This window comes from Paenibacillus sp. FSL K6-3182 (genome assembly GCF_037976325.1).
Classification (GTDB): Bacteria; Bacillota; Bacilli; order Paenibacillales; family Paenibacillaceae; genus Pristimantibacillus.
This window is the reverse complement of sequence record NZ_CP150265.1, coordinates 5780454-5799271: the sequence shown is the minus strand read 5'-3', so window position 1 is coordinate 5799271 and position 18818 is coordinate 5780454. Positions and strand designations below refer to the sequence as shown.

Genomic DNA, 18818 nt, shown 5'->3' with positions numbered 1-18818 from the left:
AAATGTAGAAGGGACTGTTCGATGATGCTGCGTTTCCTGTTTGATGAACCCTTAAGAAAAGCGGAAGGAACCCTTGCAGAAACGTATCGTTTCATGGATCAGTTCATCTCCATTTTGTCCAAAAAAATGGCCGAGAACGGAGCTGACGTTCAAAAGCTGCGAAAATATGAGATTTGGACTCTTGGACTTCGTTCTTCATTGGACGAGCTAGAGCAAAGCCATTATGTCGCCCTTCATTTCCAACATAAAATTACTTCCTCATCTCTCAAACAAATGACAGATGAGGAACGTATCCATTATAATCGTTATATCTACTTTGATAAAAACGCTTTTATCCGTGTATTTTCTTTGCTGGATAAGCTTGGTACGTTCCTTAATGAGCTGCTCGATATGAGAACGGAGCGGATCAAGCCGCATTTTTCCTATTTCACCGTTTTGCGCAACATGAGGGAGAAGAAAGCTCATCCAGGGCTTACTTGGAAGCTGAATGATGTGAAGGAGAAATACAAGGAATCAACAACAAGGATGCGCAAGCGCAGAAATACCGAGATTCATTTTATGAACTCGGAGATGCAAGATGATCTTATTCAAAGCAGCCGTATGTACGGTGAAGAGATCAAGCTGGAAAATGTAGCAGAGCAATCCGCTGATTTGACGCAGGGTCTATATTTAGCGATGGAGTCGCTACTGCTCACGTATCAATACGCATGCGGATTGATGCGAAACAAGCAACCATAATCCCGAGGGGGGAAAACTCGTGGGACTCAAAGGGAAAACAGCATTAGTAACAGGCAGCGCTAAGGGACTCGGCAAACGAACGGCGCTCCAGCTTGCTGAGCAAGGCTGCAATGTTGTCATTAACTACTACGAGAGCGAGCTTGAAGCACAGCAGGTAAAGGCACAGATCGAGCAGCTTGGTGTAAAGGCAATTACCGTGCAGGCTGATATTGCTACGACTGAGGGCGTTGAGCGGCTTGCTGACGAGGCTGAGCGCTCGTTTGGCGGCGTAGATATACTGGTCAACAACGCAGGCCCATTTGTCCGCAAGCGGCGTCTATTCAGCGAATATGATGAAGAGACTATTATTAGACTGCTCCACGGCAATTTGTTAGGCGTTATGCTGCTGGATCATCGCCTGCTGCCAGGCATGCGTGAGCGCAAATGGGGACGTATCGTTCACTTTGGCTTCGGACATGCAGGAGAAGCGCGGGCTTGGCCGCATCGAGCGGTATATGCCGCAGCGAAGACAGGACTTGTCTCGTTTACGAAGTCATTAGCAGTCGAAGAGGCACCGCATGGCATTACGGTTAATTTAATCGGGCCTGGAGATATTCGGGGCGTCAACAAGGAACGATCTATAGCCGAGGTTGAGGAAGACTACGATAAAGAATCGCCGATTGGACGTCCGGGTACTGGGGAGGATGTAGCGCGCGTGGTGCTGTTTCTATGTGACCGGCAATCGAATTTCTTGACGGGCAATGTAATTGATGTCACAGGCGGCTTCGATCCAATCGTCGCCAATATTAAAGGGATGTTCTGATCTTATAGGAATTAAAAAAAAGAGTCTTATCGTTAAGCTTCGGAGCTAGCTCCTATGCTGTCGATAAGACTCTTCATCATTTGTCATGCCTAGAGCAATCATGATTCGTTCTTATATTTTTAGAATACTTGAACGACTTCGATTACACCTTCAACTTCTTCGAGAAGTGCGCGTTCGATACCCGCTTTAAGCGTGATCGTCGAGCTTGGGCAGCTTCCGCATGCACCCATTAGGCGAAGCTTGATGATGCCGCCTTCAACATCGACTAGTTCAACATCGCCGCCGTCGCGCTGCAAAAACGGACGAAGCTTATCGAGTACGTCCAATACTTCATCGTACATTGTGTCTTGTACTTGTTCACTCATTGCAATCATCTCCTTTCTCCCCTATTATAGTACAAAGTGAAGCAATTGAAAATGGATAGTAACTTAGTAAAGTTAGGTGAGGCCTCATGTTTAAAACAATGATTGAGTTTTGTGCCAGTAATATGCACCACGGCACTGATCGTATAATGCAATTATTTGAGCAAAATGATGAATACGAAGTAACCGAATATGGCTGCTTAGGCAACTGCGGCGAATGTTATTTGAACCCATTTGCGTTAGTTGAGGGTGCAATCGTATCCGCAGACTCGGTAGACGAGCTGTACGACAATATTTTGAAAGCCATTGAGCAGCAAAAGGCAGATCAAGATGCGCTGGATAAGCTGCTCGATGATTTGTAATACCATGTACTAGCCAAGGTGACGTTTAGATCTCCAAAGCACTCCACTCTTAACAAGGCGCGGCACACGGCCCATAATCGCGGTTCCGCCCATCAAGCCGAAGCCGCTTTTTTTGCCAAGTGAACCGAGAACGCCTTTTAGCTTGATTTTGCCAAGACGAGGTGTCTTATCATGCCAGATAGCCTGCAGGACCTCGGCAATTTGCTTGCCTTGGGCACCTGCGGCTTGACCGCTTGGCGACAGCGGCAGTGCCGCGCAGTCACCAACGATAAATACATCGGTATGATCCGGCAATTGATGGTATTCATTAATGATAAGTCTGCCTTGATTATCCTTCGGCAATTCCATTCGCTGCACAAGCGGTACAGGCTGGATGCCTGCTGTCCATACCGTTACGTCTGTATAAATAGGCGTTGAAGAATTGCCATCATGCAAAATGCCGCCTTCGACTTTTGTAAGTCCGACATGGCCGCGCATTTCAACATGATGCTCTCCGAACCATTCCGCTACAAAGGATTGCAGCTTGCTCGGGAAAGCCGAGAGCACCTTAGGCCCGCGATCCAAAATGCGAATGTTAAGATCAGGACGACTCTCGCGCAGTTCCGCTGCAACCTCGACACCGCTTAGCCCGCCGCCTACAATGGACACTTGGCCATAGGGTTTAACGTCATTGAGCTGAGCGTAGGTTTGTCTAGCGGATGAGAAGGTCTGAATGCTCGTAGAATACTGCTCAGCGCCTTCAATCCCATGATATTTATCCGTACATCCAAGGCCGATCACAAGCCATTCATATTCCATTGATTCTTGACCTTCGATATGAACAAGCTTCAGCTCCATATCCACATCGGTGACCTCGCCGTAAGCGAGTGAAATTCTTGGATCAACCGGAAACTTTACGCGAAGCTCCAGGTCTGAAACGGTTCCTGCAGCAAGCGCGTAATATTCCGTTTTTAATCCTTGAAAAGGCATTCGGTCAATCAGTACGATGGAAACATCAATCGGCAACTGTTTTTCTAAGAGCTCGTTAGCTATGGCAAGACCGCCATAACCTCCGCCCAAAATAATAAGTTTTCTCATATGATTTCCAACTCCACGTTTCTAGATGATGGTCTATTTTGTGCGTTCGTGTTGTAGATTACTCACTCGTAAACTTTAATTTCATTGTAAAAAGTATCACGTTCTACCGGAATTCGTCCTGCGCCTTTAATGAGCCAAATGAGATCTTCGCGCGTTATGCCTTCAGGAGTTAGGGCACCTGCAGCATGGCTGATTTTTTCCTTCACAATCGTGCCATGCGCATCCGATGCTCCCATCGTTAATGCGACTTGAGTAAGCTGTACACCAATGTTAATAAAGTAAGCTTTAATATGCTGGAAGTTGTCAAGCATCAAACGGCTAATTGCAATCGTCTTAAGATCCTCGAATGCTGAATTACGTCTGCGAATGCCAGCTCTTGGATTAATCGGCTGCATGGAAAGCGGAATAAATACTTGGAAGCCGTTTGTTTCGTCTTGAAGATCACGAATATGCATCATGTGGCGGATGCGGTCTTCTTTCGTTTCAATTGAACCATATAGCATGGTTGTGTGCGTGCGCAGGCCTAGTTCATGGGCAGTCCGGTGAACCTGCAAATATTGGGTAACATCGGCTTTGTCTACACGCATTTTTTTGCGGTAATGATCTGATAATATTTCTGCGCCTCCGCCTGTTAGCGACTTCAAGCCGGCTTTCATGAGCTCCTCAAGCACCTCGCGGTAAGTCAAGCCGCTGATTCGGGAGAAAAAGTCGATCTCCGCTGCAGTATAAGCCTTAAGAGTTACGTCGGGATAACGCTCATTTAATGCTTTCAAAGAATCTACATAATATTGGAAAGGAACATTCGGATTATGACCGCCTACGATATGAAATTCCCGAACGCCAGGGTGGAAATGCTGTTCTACATATTCAATCATTTGCTCGCCGCTAAGCGTGTAGGAGCCTTCCTCGCCTTCATCCTTGCGGAAGTTGCAAAATGCACAATGGGCTTCACATACGTTCGTAAAGTAAAGACTCATGTTTTCAATAAAATAAACCTTCTTGCCATTTTTACGCAGGGCAACTTCATTTGCGAGCTGTCCAATTGTAAGCAGATCGTCTGATTGATATAAGAAAACACCATCTTCAAGCGTTAAACGCTGCCCATGACGCACTTTTTCAATAATGTGCTGCATCTTAGTATCCTCTGTCGGTATTATAACGTTCATGGCTAAGCCTCCTGATTTAAGTAGTTTGTGAAAAAAATAACTTTCTTTTCCGATTAAAGAAGCTGTAACTATTATAAACCTCATACGTAGCAGGGGCAATAAGAAAAGTATTGGCATTTACACAAATTGTAAATTTCATTTATGGGCATGCTTCTATTGAGCAACTGAACAAACTGGAGTATACTACAAATAAGTAAGTGAAAAGTAATCAGCAATTAAAACGAATGATGGATAAACGGAGGGATGTAGCATGATCACAATCAGTGATACAGCATCTGACAAAATAAAAGAAATGCTTGCTGAAGAGGGCGGCCCTGAAATGTTTTTGCGCATTGGCGTAAAAGAAGGCGGCTGCAGTGGTTTCTCTTACGGCATGGGCTTTGACGATGAAGAGCATGAAGGCGATAAGGCTTTAGATATGGAAGGCCTTAAAGTGGTTGTAGATGGAGAAAGCGTCAAATACTTAACTGGTCTTGTTATCGATTTTAAGGAATCGGCAATGGGCGGCGGCTTTACGATCGAGAACCCGAATGCAAGTGCAACTTGCGGCTGCGGTTCATCGTTCCGCACAGCGAAGGATGCAGGAAAACCAGCTGCAGCAGGCGAGTGCTAATAACGAGCGGTGAATGTTATCTTCCGAAATGCGTATGAAATTCATATGCATTCCGGAAGTTTTTTTTGTTGTCGGTTTGGCTTTGAGTCTATAAATCGATCATCTTGGGGGATAACAGCGCATGAAATTTATTCGTGATTATAGACAGTTTATTGAGGTAGGCTGCACATCATGCAATAGAAAGCATACAGTTCAAACAGACAACTATACGATTTCCTCAGAAGGCTATGCGTTCCATTCACCGATCCAATGTGCTTGCGGTCACCTGGCGAGCACGGCAATAAAGGACAAGAGAACATGGACAACCATGAAAACCGAAAAAAATGAAATGATGAAAAGAAATAAAGCGACGACGATTAAGCTAATGTTAGTGATTGGTTTTACGATCGTATTTTTTGCAGGTGAAATGTTCTATTTGCTGAATAAAAATGAAGCGGAGCAGAAGAGCGCTCAACATGATGCAGAGAAAGAGTCATCCAGCCTTATTGTTGTTCAATTGCAGGAGAACTTCTAATAATAATGGGATTGAATGCAGACATCAAAAAATTTTTCAAAACAGGTATAAGGCAGTAAAATGATGTGCATATTATATTTGACGGTGTGAAGAGAGGTGTGGTTCCGTTGGACCTTTTGGTGCTAGGGCTGCAGGAGGAACTTATTTAATCACTAAGCTTTTATGAAAGCGAGGGGTTGTGTCGCAGAGCATCTCTGAACACACACGCTAAGCGCAATCCATTAAAACGGAATGTGTACAAGCGGTGCCCAAGTAATCTTAACAATGTGAAGTGTTAGATGTGAAGACTCGTACGATCAAACACCGTCGAAGAAGGAGCCTGTAAAAGGGCTCCTTTTTTCTATGCCGAAATCACTGTGCACTTAAGGTAATGATGGTTTGGATGGCATTAATTCAGGGAATTCCCTGACATACAAAGCATTTGCTTAGCTTTATAATAAGGTTAGAGATTGCTTGTATTTCCTGAAGGAGGAATGAGGATGAAGACGATAGAAGCGGAAATCGCTGCATACATCGAGCGATTGAAGAGGGAGACAGGCAGCGATTTCGCTATACTCGGCTTGATCGATACGGGCAAACGTAAACTGCGCTGGTCCAAGGCATCAGGCAGTATAAGTGAGCGCACACCGCTTGTTGAGCAGAAGTCGTCTGCGGGTTTGTCCGGTACTGCGATACGCTCCGGCAGAACCGCAAGCACAAGCTCGGCTATGACCGATACGGTGCGGTTCAAGTTAGGAGAGCCGATTCTGCTGACGGAGCAGCTGCGCATTGCTGCAAGCGTACCCATTCAAACGCCTAAAGGCATCTGCGGCGTTCTGCTTATCGGTAGACGCTCGGAGAAGACCTATGTCGCCGAAGAGCTCGAGAAGGCTTCACATATTACAGTAGAGCTCTCATCAATGCTCGTTTGATGATGGCTTTTTTTGACTGTAAATACAATTCACTGCCTAATGTAAGCTATACTAGTATAGATAAAAGAAATGATAGACTCATATCGACTGAGGTATCATTCCAGTGAGGGGAGAATAAGATGATTAAGCTGCTTATTTGTGATGATCATGCCATGGTCAGATCGGGTCTAGCGATGCTGCTTCACGGCAAGCATGATATCGAAGTAGTAGGGGAAGCTTCGGAAGGGGACGAAGCCATTCAGATGGCACAGCAATTAGTGCCGGATGTCGTATTGATGGATCTAAGTATGCCGCATGGCAAAGACGGGATGACAGCAACGACGGAGCTGAAGAAGCTGCTGCCTGAGACGGCGGTTCTTATTTTGACGATGCATGACGATGACGAATATTTGTTCCGTGCGATTCATATCGGAGCTTCAGGCTATATTTTGAAAAATGCGCCTCATGATGAGCTCATATCAGCTATCCAGTCGGTAGCGCAAGGAAATGCGTATCTTTATCCTACGGCTACCAAGCGGTTGATGAGTGAATATCTCATCAAGCTGAAGCAAGGCGGGGAGGACAACAGCCCTTACAACACGCTATCTGAGCGTGAAAAGGAGATTTTGGGCTGGATCGCCAAAGGGTATTCAAATAAGGAAATAGCGGAAAGTTTAATTATCAGCGTAAAGACAGTCGAGACTCACAAAAGCCATGTCATGGATAAGCTCGGGCTTAGAACAAGGCCGGAGCTCATTAAGTTTGCGCTAGAGAAGGGGCTGCTGCATTTTGATTAAGCATGGCGGTAACAACTTTCGGCGAATGATTGGGTCAGACGTCGATTATCTTCTATCCGTTCTGGAGGATGAGATTGACGATAAGTCGATGCTTACGCAAGTTAATCAATCACTTAAGCAGCTTGCAGATGTGAAGTTTGCGCTGGATGAATCGTCAATCGTTGCGGTAACGGATCATAAAGGGCGCATTGAATATGTAAACGATAAATTTTGTGAAATTTCTAAGTACAGCCGTGAAGAGTTGATAGGCAAGGATCATCGGATTATCAACTCCGGATTTCATGGGCGCGATTTCTTCCGCACGCTGTGGGAGGTTATTTCAAGAGGCGAAGTATGGCGTGGCGAAATAAAAAATCGTGCCAAGGATGGCAGCTACTACTGGGTTAACACGACGATTGTTCCCTTCGTTGATGAAGCGGGCAACCCTTATCAATATTTAGCCATTCGCAGTGAAGTGACGCAGCGGAAGCGGGCTGAGCAAGAGCTGAAGGAAATGATGGTTAAGGTAATTGAAATTCAAGAGGAAGAGCGAAAACGAATATCGAGAGAGCTGCATGACGGGATTGGCCAAAGTCTCTTTTCGCTGCTTATTCAGCTTGACCGCATCATCGGCGATCATGATGACATTTCTGAGCTGGGCGCGCTTCGCAGCGATGTATCTGGCGTGATGGAGGATATTCGTGGTTTGGCTTGGGAGCTGAGGCCATCGGTTCTCGATGATTTAGGTGTCGTTCCGGCAATTAGAACTTATGTGGACAATTATTCACAGCATTTTGGCATTCGATTGACGCTCACATGCAATTTAAAGAGCAGGCTGGGCATTATGAAAGAAACAGCTATTTATCGTGTCATTCAAGAAGCATTAACGAATATCGCGAAGTATGCCGATGTAGGCGAAGCTGAAGTGGTGGTTGAGGAGCTGGAGGAAGAAGTCGTCGTCAGCGTAACAGATCAAGGGCTCGGTTTCAGTCCTGATCGCATCGGCCACGGTGTAGGCTTGTTCAGCATGGAGGAGAGAGCTCGCAGCATCGGCGGTTATTTAGATATTGTTTCGGAGCCTGGCAAAGGAGCAAAGGTGAAGCTTATTGTTCCTAAAGATAAGAATTTGGAAGGAAAAGGCGTAAACTTATAGGAGGAATTTCATGTATCGAATTTTCATCATAGAGGACGACGATAAAATTGCTTCAATCCTCAAAAAAAATATGGATAAATACGGATTTGAGGCAGCCGTTGTTACGCAGTTTCGAGAAATTATGCCGGAGCTGGAGGCTTTTGATCCGCATGTCATTTTGCTCGATATTAATTTGCCTTACTATGATGGTTATTATTGGTGCAGACAAATTCGAACACGTTCAAGCCTCCCTATTATTTTTATTTCTGCGCGTGCTGGCGAGATGGATCAAGTTATGGCTATAGAGAACGGCGGCGATGATTATATTACAAAGCCTATCCATTTGGATTTATTAATGGCGAAGGTGAAGAGTGTGCTAAGGCGAGCTTACGGGGAATATGCGGCATCCGGGTCTGCAGCAACAGAAACGGGCGTTGCCTCGCAAGCAGGGGAGCTGTCAGCTGGCGACCTCCGTCTTTACTTGAACCGTAATGAGCTTGAGTGGAGAGACTGCCGCATTGAGCTGACAAAAAACGAGCAGCTGCTGGCTGAATGCTTGATGAAGCGGCATGGCATGGTTGTTTCGCGCGAGCAGCTGCTTGAAGCGCTTTGGGACGATGTGCAATTCGTCGATGATAATACGCTTACGGTCAATGTGACCAGACTTCGGAAAAAGCTGGAGGAGCTTGGGCTTCCTAAAGCGATTGAAACGGTGCGGGGACAGGGCTATAAGCTCGTAATAGAAAATGCAGTAGGAGAAACGTCACGATGAGAGGCTTATCGCTGGCGTTATTTTTACGTGATCGTCTGTTATTTATATTTATGGTTTGTTTAATTATTTTACTCGCCGTCAGCTTGCTTCTCCTTGAGCGTGAGCGCTACCCAGGGTTAGTCGAGCTGGGTACGATTTATTATTTTATTGTTATTGCTTTATTTTTGCTAGGGACGTGGCTGGTCGTCGATTATTTGCGGCAGCGCACGTACTTTAAGCAAATGTTAGAGGCGATTGCACGGTCAGAAGAACTGCAAGCTTCAACAATCGTACAAGCTACTGTGACACAAGAGCAGAAGCTTGTCGCTAAAATGCTGGAGGAGCAGAGCAGGGCTTATTTGAACGAGCTTGGCAAATATCGAAGGCAGCAGGAAATACATAATCATTTTGTGCTGCAATGGGTGCATCATATGAAGACGCCCGTATCTGTCATCGATTTGCTCGCTCAGGAGGTTTTGCAGCAGAACTCGTCCTCGCAGCAGGAACAGCAGCAGCTGGCGCTAAGTATGCAGGAGGAATCCGATCGGATGACGCGGGGGCTTGAGATGATGCTGTATACAGCTCGACTGGATAAGTTTGAAATCGACCTGCATGTCAAGCAGGTAGCGCTTCATGAACTTGTGCGCTCGGTCATCAACGCCCATAAGAAGCTTTGCATCCGTTACTCCATTTTTCCTCGTGTCGAGGGGGAAGCATTCGTGGAAACGGATGAGAAATGGATGAACTTCGTGCTCAATCAGTTCATTAGCAACGCAATCAAATATAGTAAAAGCAAAGAAGGCGGCAAAAAACTGCTCTTTCAATTGGAAGCGTTCAGTGGCGGAGGAGGCAGGCTGCAGGTGATCGATGAAGGCATTGGTATTGCGCCGCATGATCTTCCACGCATCTTTGATCCTTTCTTCACAGGTGAGAATGGACGAACGGCGGGCGAGTCAACTGGAATGGGGCTTTATTTGGCTAAGCAGGTATGTAATCGGTTAGGTCATGAGATGACTGTTTCCTCGGTTCTCGGAGAAAGTACGACGGTCAGTGTCTCATTCAAACCGCGCGGCATTCATATTATGGGCAGCGGAGGTAACGGAAGCTCAGGTTAGGTGACAAATTTGTAAGGTTGGCAGGGTGTGAATGAAAGGGAAATCGATGGGTTTAACCTCTTCCCCTCGTCTATACTAACGGTAATGAAGCACATTACAGATAGATCTGGGGAGGAACAAAGCAATGAGCGTACTAAAAGCAGAAGGGCTTGGCAAAATATACAGCAGTAAAGGCAACGTCGCTTACAAAGCGCTTGAGGATATAGAGCTGCAAGTGGAAGCGGGAGAATTCGTAGGGGTAATGGGGCCGTCGGGCAGCGGAAAAACAACTCTGCTGAATTTATTGTCCACGATCGATCGACCAACCTCTGGTTTAATTGAAATCAACGGCGTAAACCCAAGTAAGCTAACGGATAAGAAGCTGGCCTTATTTCGCCGCCGCGAGCTCGGTTTCGTCTTTCAGGATTTTAACTTGCTAGACACATTATCGATCAAAGAAAACATCATTTTGCCGCTCGTAATGGAGGGCATGGCACCGAAGCTAATTGAACAAAAACTGGATTCGCTCGCTGAATTGCTGCAAATCAAACAAATCTTGAATAAGCGGACGTATGAGGTGTCTGGCGGCCAGAAGCAGCGCGCAGCAATCGCCCGTGCTATTATTCATCAGCCTTCGCTCGTGCTTGCAGATGAGTTGACGGGCAATCTCGATTCCAAATCAGCTAAGGATGTTATGGATTCCCTGAAGGACATGAATGAGCGTTTTAAGGCGACCGTATTGATGGTAACGCATGATCCATTCTCTGCGAGCTACTGCCAGCGCATCGTATTCATCAAGGACGGCAAGTTTTTCTCGGAAATTCGCCGCGGCTCGAACAGGCAAGCGTTTTTCCAACAAATACTAGATGCGCTCAGCGTGCTGGGAGGTAATTTCGATGACGTTCCGTTCGCTCGCGCTTAGTAACATTCGGGGCAACTGGCGATCGTACAGCGCATTTTTCCTGAGCAGTGTCTTTTCCGTTATGATCTTTTATATTTATGCAGCGTTTCTATACCATCCAGAAGTAACGAGCGGCCACATTATGGCGGCATCAAAAATTCGTACAGGCATGGTGTTTTGTGAATATATTATCGTCATATTCTCGTTTTTGTTTGTGCTCTATTCTAATTCAGCATTTCTCAAAACGAGGCAGCAGGAATTTGGTTTGTTCTCTTTATTCGGGATGACAAAAGTTCAGCTTCGAAAGCTTGTTATTTACGAGAATGCAGCCATCGCTGCGCTGGCCATTGCTGTAGGCATCGGTCTTGGCATGCTGTTCAGCAAGCTATTTTTTATGGCTCTAACGGTGCTTCTTAATTTGCAGGAAGCGATATCTTTTGCGGCTCCAATCAAAGCCATTGGCTTAACGGCAGGCGGATTTTTTGTTCTGTTCATGCTGATCTCCATTTGGACAGCACTTCGCATTGGACGAACCGAAATTATTGATTTGCTGAAAGCGGCTCGCAAGCCAAAAGGACAGCTCGTATTCTCGCCTTGGCTGGTTGCTATTTCTGTCGTTTGCTTATCGGCTGCATATAGCATGGCTTTGGTTATGAACGACGGGAATTTCATGCTTTTAGCCTTGCCAATACTAATTACTGTCGTTATCGGGACGTACTTTCTCTTTACTCAGCTGAGCATTTTGCTGCTCCGCTATATTCAAAAAAGATCATCGATCTATTATAAACGGACCAATATGATCGTGTTCGCACAGCTTGGCTATAAGATTAAGGATAATGCGCGTATTTTATTTATTGTATCTATTCTTAGCGCGATCGTTATGACTGCCCTTGGGACGGTATATGTGATGAACATCGGTGCCAAAAAAAATATGATAGAATACTCTCCTTTCTCATTAGCTTATAGTGAAAAAGGCTTGAATACACATGAGGTTATTGACCCAGGTAAGCTTAGACAAGTAGTCAAAGAGGACGGCTACAAAATTGTGCGTGAAGCAAAGGCAGCTGGCGTACTGTTGAATCGCTTTTCGGTTAAATGGGGAGATGAAGAGGCCCGTGATTATGATTATGATGCTTTGGTAATTTCAGCTACAGACTATAACAAGCTTGCAGCATTGACGGGTCAGCCGAGCATTCAGCCTGAGAATGGCAAGCTAACGCTTATAAAGTCCTTTTTATCAAAAGAAAGAGAACAAGCAGGTATTGTAAAAGGCAGCATTAATGGCAAGGAAGCGGCATTCGACATTAGCGGCTCGGTAGAAGCTCATGTTATGAATTATCTCGAAAGCAACTATTTTACTTTCGTTATGGACGATTTTTCTTACATGAAGCTGCTATCGAGTGTGCCAGAAGATGAGCTTTATGTGATGTATGGCTATGAATTAAGCAATTGGGAGAAAACAGCAGCTACGGTTGAGAGGCTTAGTAAGCTTGTGCCAGAACAATTTCAATCCCAAACCGATTTTAGCCGTGTAAAAACGCTGCAAGAAATGAATCAAACGGTTTCTTTGACTTTATTCATCGGTATGTTCATTAGTTTGCTATTCTTCATTGCATCGGGAAGCATGATTTATTTCAAGCTATTCACCGAGCTGCAAGAAGACCAAGCCCAGTTTAAAGCTTTAGTCCGCATCGGCATGACGAAGGGCGAGATTCGCAAAATTGTTGTAACGCAGGTCGGCATCGTCTTCTTTGTTCCCGTCATTGTTGGCATTTGTCACGCCTTGTTCGCGATGAAAGCACTCGACAACATTATGGAATCATCTAACTGGATTTACTCTTTCGTCGTTATAGGCATTTATATCGTGATGCAGACGTTGTACTTCATAACCGCATGCAGCAGCTACATGAAGAGCATGCTTCGCGGGGCAAACGCATAATAAAATTAAAAAAACGGCTTTTTCCTCAGAAAATGAGGAGAAGTCGTTTTTTTTATGTTCATATGAACATTTAGAAGCAAGTGAAAGAGCTGATTCTCCGTAAATCTATACCGGTGTAACCCCATGATCTTCCGAACCAACGGAAACCGGAGACAGATGTACGTCCAACAAATACAGGGAAAAACCAGAAACCATGACCATTCTCCATCCATACGTAAGTGTTGCGGAACAAACAGCCGGAAATAGCTCCTGGATCAATTGCAAATGACGAAACAGCTGGCTGCGGCGGCGTGAATTGTGGAGGCGGAGCGGTCGGACCCGACATACCTGGTTGACCTTGTTGTCCTGGTCCCATCGGTCCTTGTGGACCTTGCGGACCTTGCGGTCCAAATGGTCCGAAAGGCCCCATCGGTCCCATTGGCCCCTGAGGGCCTATTGGAGGCATAAATGCCATGCAAAATCACTCCTTATCAATTGGGCTAATGCATGTTATGCAGAAATACCTAGCAACGATTGGGCGAACGATCATTGTCAGCGATTCAATCTGAAAAAAGTTAAAAATGTGATTGGAGCGGACTACCGATTATAGCGACGTTTAATCTAGAGGAATCAAACCTGTTTCCATTCCATGTCAGCAGATTCTCTACATAACCGAGCGTATCAGCGTTTGTAGGTCCAATGATGCGCTGAAGAGCCTGCAGATCAAAGGATGCACGGTTTTCGGCTGTAATAATTGGGTTTAATGCTGCGATAGCCAGCACTTCACCTTGCAGAGGTTGCTTCAGCGTTCCGTTTTCGTTGTAATAAGTGGCTAAATAAGCGGCCCCTTTGCTGCTTATATCAATTATAAACAGCAAATCAAGCTGAGCACTTGATACCGATACTTTGTACATATCTTCATACTGGACTCGAAATTTGTATTGTTGATTGTAGCTGTCTGAATCAAACAGCTTGTGAAGCGCATGGTGAGCGAAGGAGTAAATGTAGAAAATGCCGTAACCGCCGCTTCCTCCGGAATCGATACTGATCAAAATGTCAGGTATTTGATTTTTATCAAAGTCGCCCAGCAGCAGGACAGCGTTATAACCGGCATTATTTTGTAAAGGAACGACTGTTCGCTGCTGTGAATACCCATCTTGAATGACTAGCGTAATATGATCTGCGAATATACCGGATGGTCCATCCGGTTTATGACCAATTAAATAAATCTGATCAGGTATACCGTCACCAGTTACATCTCCTTGTTTCATGTCGAGCAAATATTCGTCTGTTGCTAACCGATCTGGCTGGTACCTATGTGTATGGAAAGACGAGTGCATAACTATTCCTCCAAGCCTAAAATACATGGTTTCTGTCTATACCTATGCCAATCCCTTGCGATTGGACTGTGCGAATGCCTAGAAGCGGGCAAACAAACCAAAGCAAGCTTTCATTTGAAAAGAGAGCATTTAGGCATTACATATTGCAAGATGATTAGGCAACACTAATGCGGACTGATGTCTATATACTTACGGAGGTGCAGCCTTTTTATGAAGCACTTAATCGTCTATTGTCATCCTAATCCAGACAGCTTTAATAACGCCATTGTGGATGCTTTTATTGAATCATTAAAGGAGCAAGGCCATGAGGTCGTCGTCCGAGATTTGTACGCGATGCGATTTGACCCTGTGCTCAAAGCCAGCGATTTTGAGGCGCTGCACGAAGGCAACACACCTTTGGATATTAAAACGGAGCAAGAGCATGTGAAATGGGCGGATGCTTTTACGATGGTATATCCTATTTGGTGGACGGGGCTGCCCGCACTTATTAAAGGATACATTGATCGAGTATTCTCGTATGGTTTCGCTTATGCGTATGGTGAGGATGGAACGATCAGCAAGCTGCTTGCGGGCAAGAAGGGGCTTATTATTAATACACATGGAACGCCTTCGGAGATTTACAGCCGGACTGGCATGTACGATGGGCTGAAAAAAACTTCGGATACGGGTATTTATGAATTTTGCGGCATCAAGTCAGTTGGCCATATATTTTTTGGCAGCGTGCCGCAAATTGATGATGCAGCCCGAAAGAAGATGCTCGAAGAAGTGCGGGGCAAGGCAGTCAGCTTGTTCGAATAGAAAGCCAAGAAAAGCTGGTCGCAACGATGCGATCAGCTTTTCCTTTTTTTAAAGCATGCTTGTCCTGTCCGAGGTTGAGGAGTATCATATAGTCCAAAAGCCTAAATGTATAGAATTGGAGATTTGGAATGAGAATCGGCATTCGCACCAAGATATTCACAAGCTTCTCTGTAGTAATCATTGTTTCGCTGACGATAGTTAGCGTGTTGTGGTACAACAAATATTATGATAGCCAGCGCGATTCGGCTGAGAGCTTTATGTCCCGTACCATTTTGGATGCAAATAAAAGCTTCGAGCTTACTCTCAAGGACATCGATTATATTAGTACGATTATTTCTCTTAACCGGCCCAACGTGATTGATGTGCTTTTGCCTGATCCCTCTGAAAGTTTAATTAATCGACTCGAGAAGGATCGTAAGCTTGATAACTTCATTTCTAGTTTATATGGCTACAAATATTACATATCGAGCATACAAGTAGCGAGTTTGGGAGGCCGCAGCTACTCGCAGGGGGCCACGGTTCCAACCAATGAATTTATGGAGTCGAGCTGGTTCGAGCAGCTGCTCGAGCAAAGAGGGAATAAAATATTTATTACGACTCATTCCAATAAAAAACTTAATTATGTGTCTTCCTATGTGAACCAAAACGTCGTTTCTATTGCGAGGGCAATCATGGACGGCTCGGAGGCGGCAGGTTACGTCATGGTTGATTTTAGTTATGAGGTTGTTGAGCGTATTTTCAATACCCCTCTGCCTAATAAAAGTCAGCTGTTTCTGATTGATGAAAAAGGGAATTTTGTCTACTCGCCGCGCAACAAGGATATTAATCAGCCGATTTCAGATACAGCTTATGCAGATGTGCTCCCTGAGCTGAAGGGCAGCTCGGGCAAGCTAAGCATGAACATAAACGGAGAGAAGCATCTTGTTATTTATCATACTTCCGATTTTACAAATTGGACGACAGTGGGGCTAATTCCGCAGGGTGAGCTGCTCGCAGAGAGCAGAAAAGCAGCCAATACGATTATGATTATTCCTATGGTGACCCTCATTGTTGCCCTTTTTGTTGCTACGATTTTGTCCAATCAAATTACGATTAATATCGGCCGTTTAAGGCAGGCCATGAAGAAGGTCAGCGAGGGCAATTTATCTGATCCTATTGCAATATCATCAGGCGATGAAGTGGAGGAGCTGAGCCATGGCTTTAACGCGATGGTTACCAACTTGCGGCTGCTGCTTGATGATGTGAAGCAAACGGAGGAGCAGAAACGGATTCTTGAGTTTAAAGCGCTTCAGGCGCAGATCAATCCTCATTTTTTATTCAATACACTAAATCAAATCAAATGGCTGGCAGATGTACAGAAAGCCGACAATATTAAGCAGCTAGTTACCTCTCTCGTTACACTCCTACATAGCAGCATGGGCAAAGGCGGAGAGTATGTTACCGTTCAAGAGGAACAGCAATATTTGGAGCATTATTTGAATATTCAGCAGTTTCGTTATTACGATAAGTTTGTCGCTGTATTCGACATCGAGGAAGAGATTTTGCAGGTGCGTATGTTGAAGTTTTTGCTGCAGCCTATTGTTGAGAATGCCCTCATTCATGGCTTAGAGCCGCTTAAGGGAAGAGGACAGCTCACGGTTAAAGGATATGAGGATGATGGACATATCGTAATACAGGTGTCAGACAATGGAGTAGGCATCGAGCAAGAGCGATTGGAAACTATTTTTAATAAAGTCACTGAAAAAAATCGGTCTAGATTTAGCGGTATTGGGCTTGTAAATGTACAGCAGAGAATGAAGCTCCATTATGGAATAGGCTATGGCCTGCAAATCGAGAGCGTGCCCGGTTTATTCACGACGGTAACTGTGCGTATTCCGATTGAAGTGAAGGGAGACAACAAGCATGATTAATGTTTTGCTGGTCGATGACGATCTGCCTATGTTGAGCAAGCTGAAAAACATCATGAACTGGGAAGCGGGCAGCTTTAATTTATGCGGAGAAGCCAGCGGCGGCTATGCAGCGATCAAGCTTCTGGATGAACGCAAGCCTGAAATCGTCATTACGGACATGAGTATGCCGGGAATGGATGGTTTAGAGCTGATCAGTTATATGGAGGAGCATTATCCGCATATTCAAGTGATAGCGATCAGCAGCTACAGCGATGTTCATTATGTGAAGAACAGTATGAAAAAGGGCGCTGTCGACTATATTTTGAAGCATGAGCTGGATGCAGAAACATTGGCTGCTGCCCTTGCAAGCGCACGGGAGCGGTTTGCGATAGAGCAGGAGGAGCAGGCGAAGACGCTGGATTTGCAGCGGCAAATTCAGCAGAATCAAACAACGCTGATCAGGGGGTTCATTCGAAGTCTTGTTCAGTACACATACAATAGCGAAGAAGAGCTTCTCTTGCAGATGGACAAGCTTGATTTAGCTCTGAACCTGCGGATGCTCACCGTCGTCGTTGCAGAGTGGGATAGCCGCGGCATGCTTCATGATAAATTTAACGCCAAAGAGCTTGACTATATTATGGGCACTTTTATGGATATTACCGACAATATCCTTGCAGATACAGGAAACGCTTATATGACGCCGATCGAAAATGGGAAGTTTGCTATTTTATTTTCATTTGATACGAACAGCAAATTTATTTGGCACACGATTATTTCGGAAGCGCTCTCCCGAATCAGATTGAGCGCCAAACGGCAGCTTAACCTGATGTTAAGCTTCAGCGTAAGTGAAATGTGCAGCAAGGTGAATGTGCTGCATGAATACTTCAATGAGACGGACAAAGCGCTGCAGGAGAGGTTTTATGAGGGCGGCGATGTCGTCATTTGGCCGGGGATACAGCGAAAGGCAGGGGCTGACTCTGGAGCAAGCTTCTCCGTAGATGTGAAGCTGGAGCGAACATTGCTGTCGCTTCTCGCAGCATCCAATGAAAAGGATCTGGTCATCAAAATCGAAGAGCTGTTTACTAGAATGAATGAAGCGCGTGCACCGCATAAAACGGCTCAAATGGTTGCGGTAGAACTCATTCATCTTGTTAATCGCAAGGCGAAGGAAGCTGGCATTGCAGATCAGGATTTGTTCGAAGGCGACCAGAATCCTTACCTGGCGATTGGTAAATTTGATACGCTCTCCGATCTGAAGGAATGGATTGTTGGGGTGTATAAGAAGCTGTCGAGGCGCTTCGTCCGTATGTGCATGACAATCTTTATTCTGAAAATACCCGCCGCACTATGGAGTGGGTTCGGAAAAAATTCTCAGAGCCAATCACTTTGCAGGAGGCCGCAGATGTCATTGGAGTCAATTCCTCTTATTTGAGCCGGATGTTCAAGGAGGAATGCGGTCAAGGCTTCTCTGATTATGTCAACCATGTGCGAGTGGAACAAGCTAAGCTGCTGATCAGGTCAGGCGATGTTGATTTAAAGGATGTTGTAAAGCAGGTTGGCTTTAACAATTACAATTATTTCTTTACGGTATTCAAAAAAACTACTGGAAACACGCCAATCGAATATGAAAAACAACAAAAATAAGATTATTTGAGTGAAAAGTAAAAAAGATAGAGTAAATGTAAAAATAATGGA

Annotated in this window: 21 protein-coding genes; 16 read left to right on the top strand and 5 right to left on the bottom strand. The window is 45.1% G+C overall.

From position 1 onward, the window contains the following. Positions 1-21 precede the first annotated feature (21 nt). On the top strand, positions 22-738 hold the full coding sequence (locus tag MHH56_RS25550; protein ID WP_339204464.1) for a Cthe_2314 family HEPN domain-containing protein: 717 nt from the start codon (positions 22-24) through the stop codon (positions 736-738). Positions 739-757: 19 nt separating this feature from the next. Beyond that, complete coding sequence (locus MHH56_RS25545) at positions 758-1540, top strand: SDR family oxidoreductase (RefSeq protein WP_076267524.1); 783 nt, start codon at positions 758-760, stop codon at positions 1538-1540. Positions 1541-1659: 119 nt separating this feature from the next. Here the strand turns inward: MHH56_RS25545 and MHH56_RS25540 are convergent, their stop codons facing one another. Then, positions 1660-1905 (bottom strand): NifU family protein, encoded by a 246-nt coding sequence (locus MHH56_RS25540; RefSeq protein WP_054026871.1) that lies wholly within the window; start codon positions 1903-1905, stop codon positions 1660-1662. Positions 1906-1991: 86 nt separating this feature from the next. Here MHH56_RS25540 and MHH56_RS25535 point away from each other — a divergent pair, with 86 nt between their 5' ends. Further along, positions 1992-2264: a YuzB family protein gene (locus MHH56_RS25535; protein WP_339204462.1), complete on the top strand. Its 273-nt coding sequence runs from the start codon at positions 1992-1994 to the stop codon at positions 2262-2264. A 9-nt stretch (positions 2265-2273) separates the two neighbouring features. On the opposite strand, the gene MHH56_RS25530 is transcribed toward MHH56_RS25535, so the two are convergent. Continuing rightward, entirely contained in the window at positions 2274-3341 is a 1068-nt protein-coding gene (locus MHH56_RS25530) for an FAD-dependent oxidoreductase (protein ID WP_339204460.1), read from the bottom strand. A 62-nt stretch (positions 3342-3403) separates the two neighbouring features. Next, positions 3404-4507 (bottom strand): aminofutalosine synthase MqnE, encoded by a 1104-nt coding sequence (gene mqnE, locus MHH56_RS25525; protein ID WP_076267527.1) that lies wholly within the window; start codon positions 4505-4507, stop codon positions 3404-3406. A gap of 250 nt (positions 4508-4757) precedes the next feature. Here mqnE and erpA point away from each other — a divergent pair, with 250 nt between their 5' ends. From erpA to MHH56_RS25480, 9 genes are all read left to right on the top strand, one after another. Beyond that, entirely contained in the window at positions 4758-5120 is a 363-nt protein-coding gene (erpA, locus tag MHH56_RS25520) for an iron-sulfur cluster insertion protein ErpA (protein ID WP_339204459.1), read from the top strand. A 121-nt stretch (positions 5121-5241) separates the two neighbouring features. Then, complete coding sequence (locus MHH56_RS25515; RefSeq protein WP_339204457.1) at positions 5242-5634, top strand: hypothetical protein; 393 nt, start codon at positions 5242-5244, stop codon at positions 5632-5634. 479 nt (positions 5635-6113) lie between these two features. Continuing rightward, a complete protein-coding gene (locus MHH56_RS25510; RefSeq protein WP_076267530.1) occupies positions 6114-6545 on the top strand; it encodes a GAF domain-containing protein in 432 nt (143 codons plus the stop codon). 119 nt (positions 6546-6664) lie between these two features. Beyond that, positions 6665-7321, top strand: a complete 657-nt coding sequence (locus MHH56_RS25505) for a response regulator transcription factor (protein WP_339204455.1) — start codon at positions 6665-6667, stop codon at positions 7319-7321. 88 nt (positions 7322-7409) lie between these two features. Beyond that, positions 7410-8453 carry a PAS domain-containing sensor histidine kinase gene (locus MHH56_RS25500; protein ID WP_339209734.1) on the top strand — a complete coding sequence of 348 codons (1044 nt, stop codon included), beginning with the start codon at positions 7410-7412 and terminating at the stop codon, positions 8451-8453. A gap of 10 nt (positions 8454-8463) precedes the next feature. After that, the gene (locus MHH56_RS25495) at positions 8464-9204 is read left to right on the top strand and encodes a response regulator transcription factor (RefSeq protein ID WP_339204454.1); all 741 of its coding nucleotides are present in this window, start codon (positions 8464-8466) and stop codon (positions 9202-9204) included. After that, positions 9201-10298 carry a sensor histidine kinase gene (locus MHH56_RS25490; RefSeq protein ID WP_339204453.1) on the top strand — a complete coding sequence of 366 codons (1098 nt, stop codon included), beginning with the start codon at positions 9201-9203 and terminating at the stop codon, positions 10296-10298. Before MHH56_RS25495 ends, MHH56_RS25490 begins: the two co-directional genes overlap by 4 nt. A 124-nt stretch (positions 10299-10422) precedes the next feature. Continuing rightward, complete coding sequence (locus MHH56_RS25485; RefSeq protein ID WP_339204452.1) at positions 10423-11199, top strand: ABC transporter ATP-binding protein; 777 nt, start codon at positions 10423-10425, stop codon at positions 11197-11199. After that, positions 11174-13117: an ABC transporter permease gene (locus tag MHH56_RS25480; protein WP_339204451.1), complete on the top strand. Its 1944-nt coding sequence runs from the start codon at positions 11174-11176 to the stop codon at positions 13115-13117. The genes MHH56_RS25485 and MHH56_RS25480 overlap by 26 nt, the downstream gene beginning before the upstream one ends. Before the next feature lie 70 nt (positions 13118-13187). Here the strand turns inward: MHH56_RS25480 and MHH56_RS25475 are convergent, their stop codons facing one another. Both MHH56_RS25475 and MHH56_RS25470 read right to left on the bottom strand, forming a co-directional pair. Continuing rightward, on the bottom strand, positions 13188-13571 hold the full coding sequence (locus tag MHH56_RS25475; RefSeq protein WP_339204450.1) for a collagen-like protein: 384 nt from the start codon (positions 13569-13571) through the stop codon (positions 13188-13190). Positions 13572-13671: 100 nt separating this feature from the next. Then, positions 13672-14436, bottom strand: a complete 765-nt coding sequence (locus tag MHH56_RS25470) for a VCBS repeat-containing protein (RefSeq protein ID WP_339204449.1) — start codon at positions 14434-14436, stop codon at positions 13672-13674. 210 nt (positions 14437-14646) lie between these two features. On the opposite strand from MHH56_RS25470, the gene MHH56_RS25465 reads away from it, so the two are divergent. The 4 genes from MHH56_RS25465 to MHH56_RS25450 all read left to right on the top strand — a co-directional run bounded on the left by MHH56_RS25465 (position 14647) and on the right by MHH56_RS25450 (position 18767). Beyond that, positions 14647-15234, top strand: a complete 588-nt coding sequence (locus MHH56_RS25465; RefSeq protein WP_339204448.1) for an NAD(P)H-dependent oxidoreductase — start codon at positions 14647-14649, stop codon at positions 15232-15234. Between the two features lie 128 nt (positions 15235-15362). Beyond that, complete coding sequence (locus tag MHH56_RS25460) at positions 15363-17144, top strand: sensor histidine kinase (RefSeq protein ID WP_339204447.1); 1782 nt, start codon at positions 15363-15365, stop codon at positions 17142-17144. Continuing rightward, positions 17137-18555: a response regulator gene (locus MHH56_RS25455; RefSeq protein WP_339204446.1), complete on the top strand. Its 1419-nt coding sequence runs from the start codon at positions 17137-17139 to the stop codon at positions 18553-18555. The genes MHH56_RS25460 and MHH56_RS25455 overlap by 8 nt, the downstream gene beginning before the upstream one ends. A 5-nt stretch (positions 18556-18560) precedes the next feature. Next, complete coding sequence (locus tag MHH56_RS25450; RefSeq protein WP_339209733.1) at positions 18561-18767, top strand: helix-turn-helix transcriptional regulator; 207 nt, start codon at positions 18561-18563, stop codon at positions 18765-18767. Positions 18768-18818: the final 51 nt, after the last annotated feature.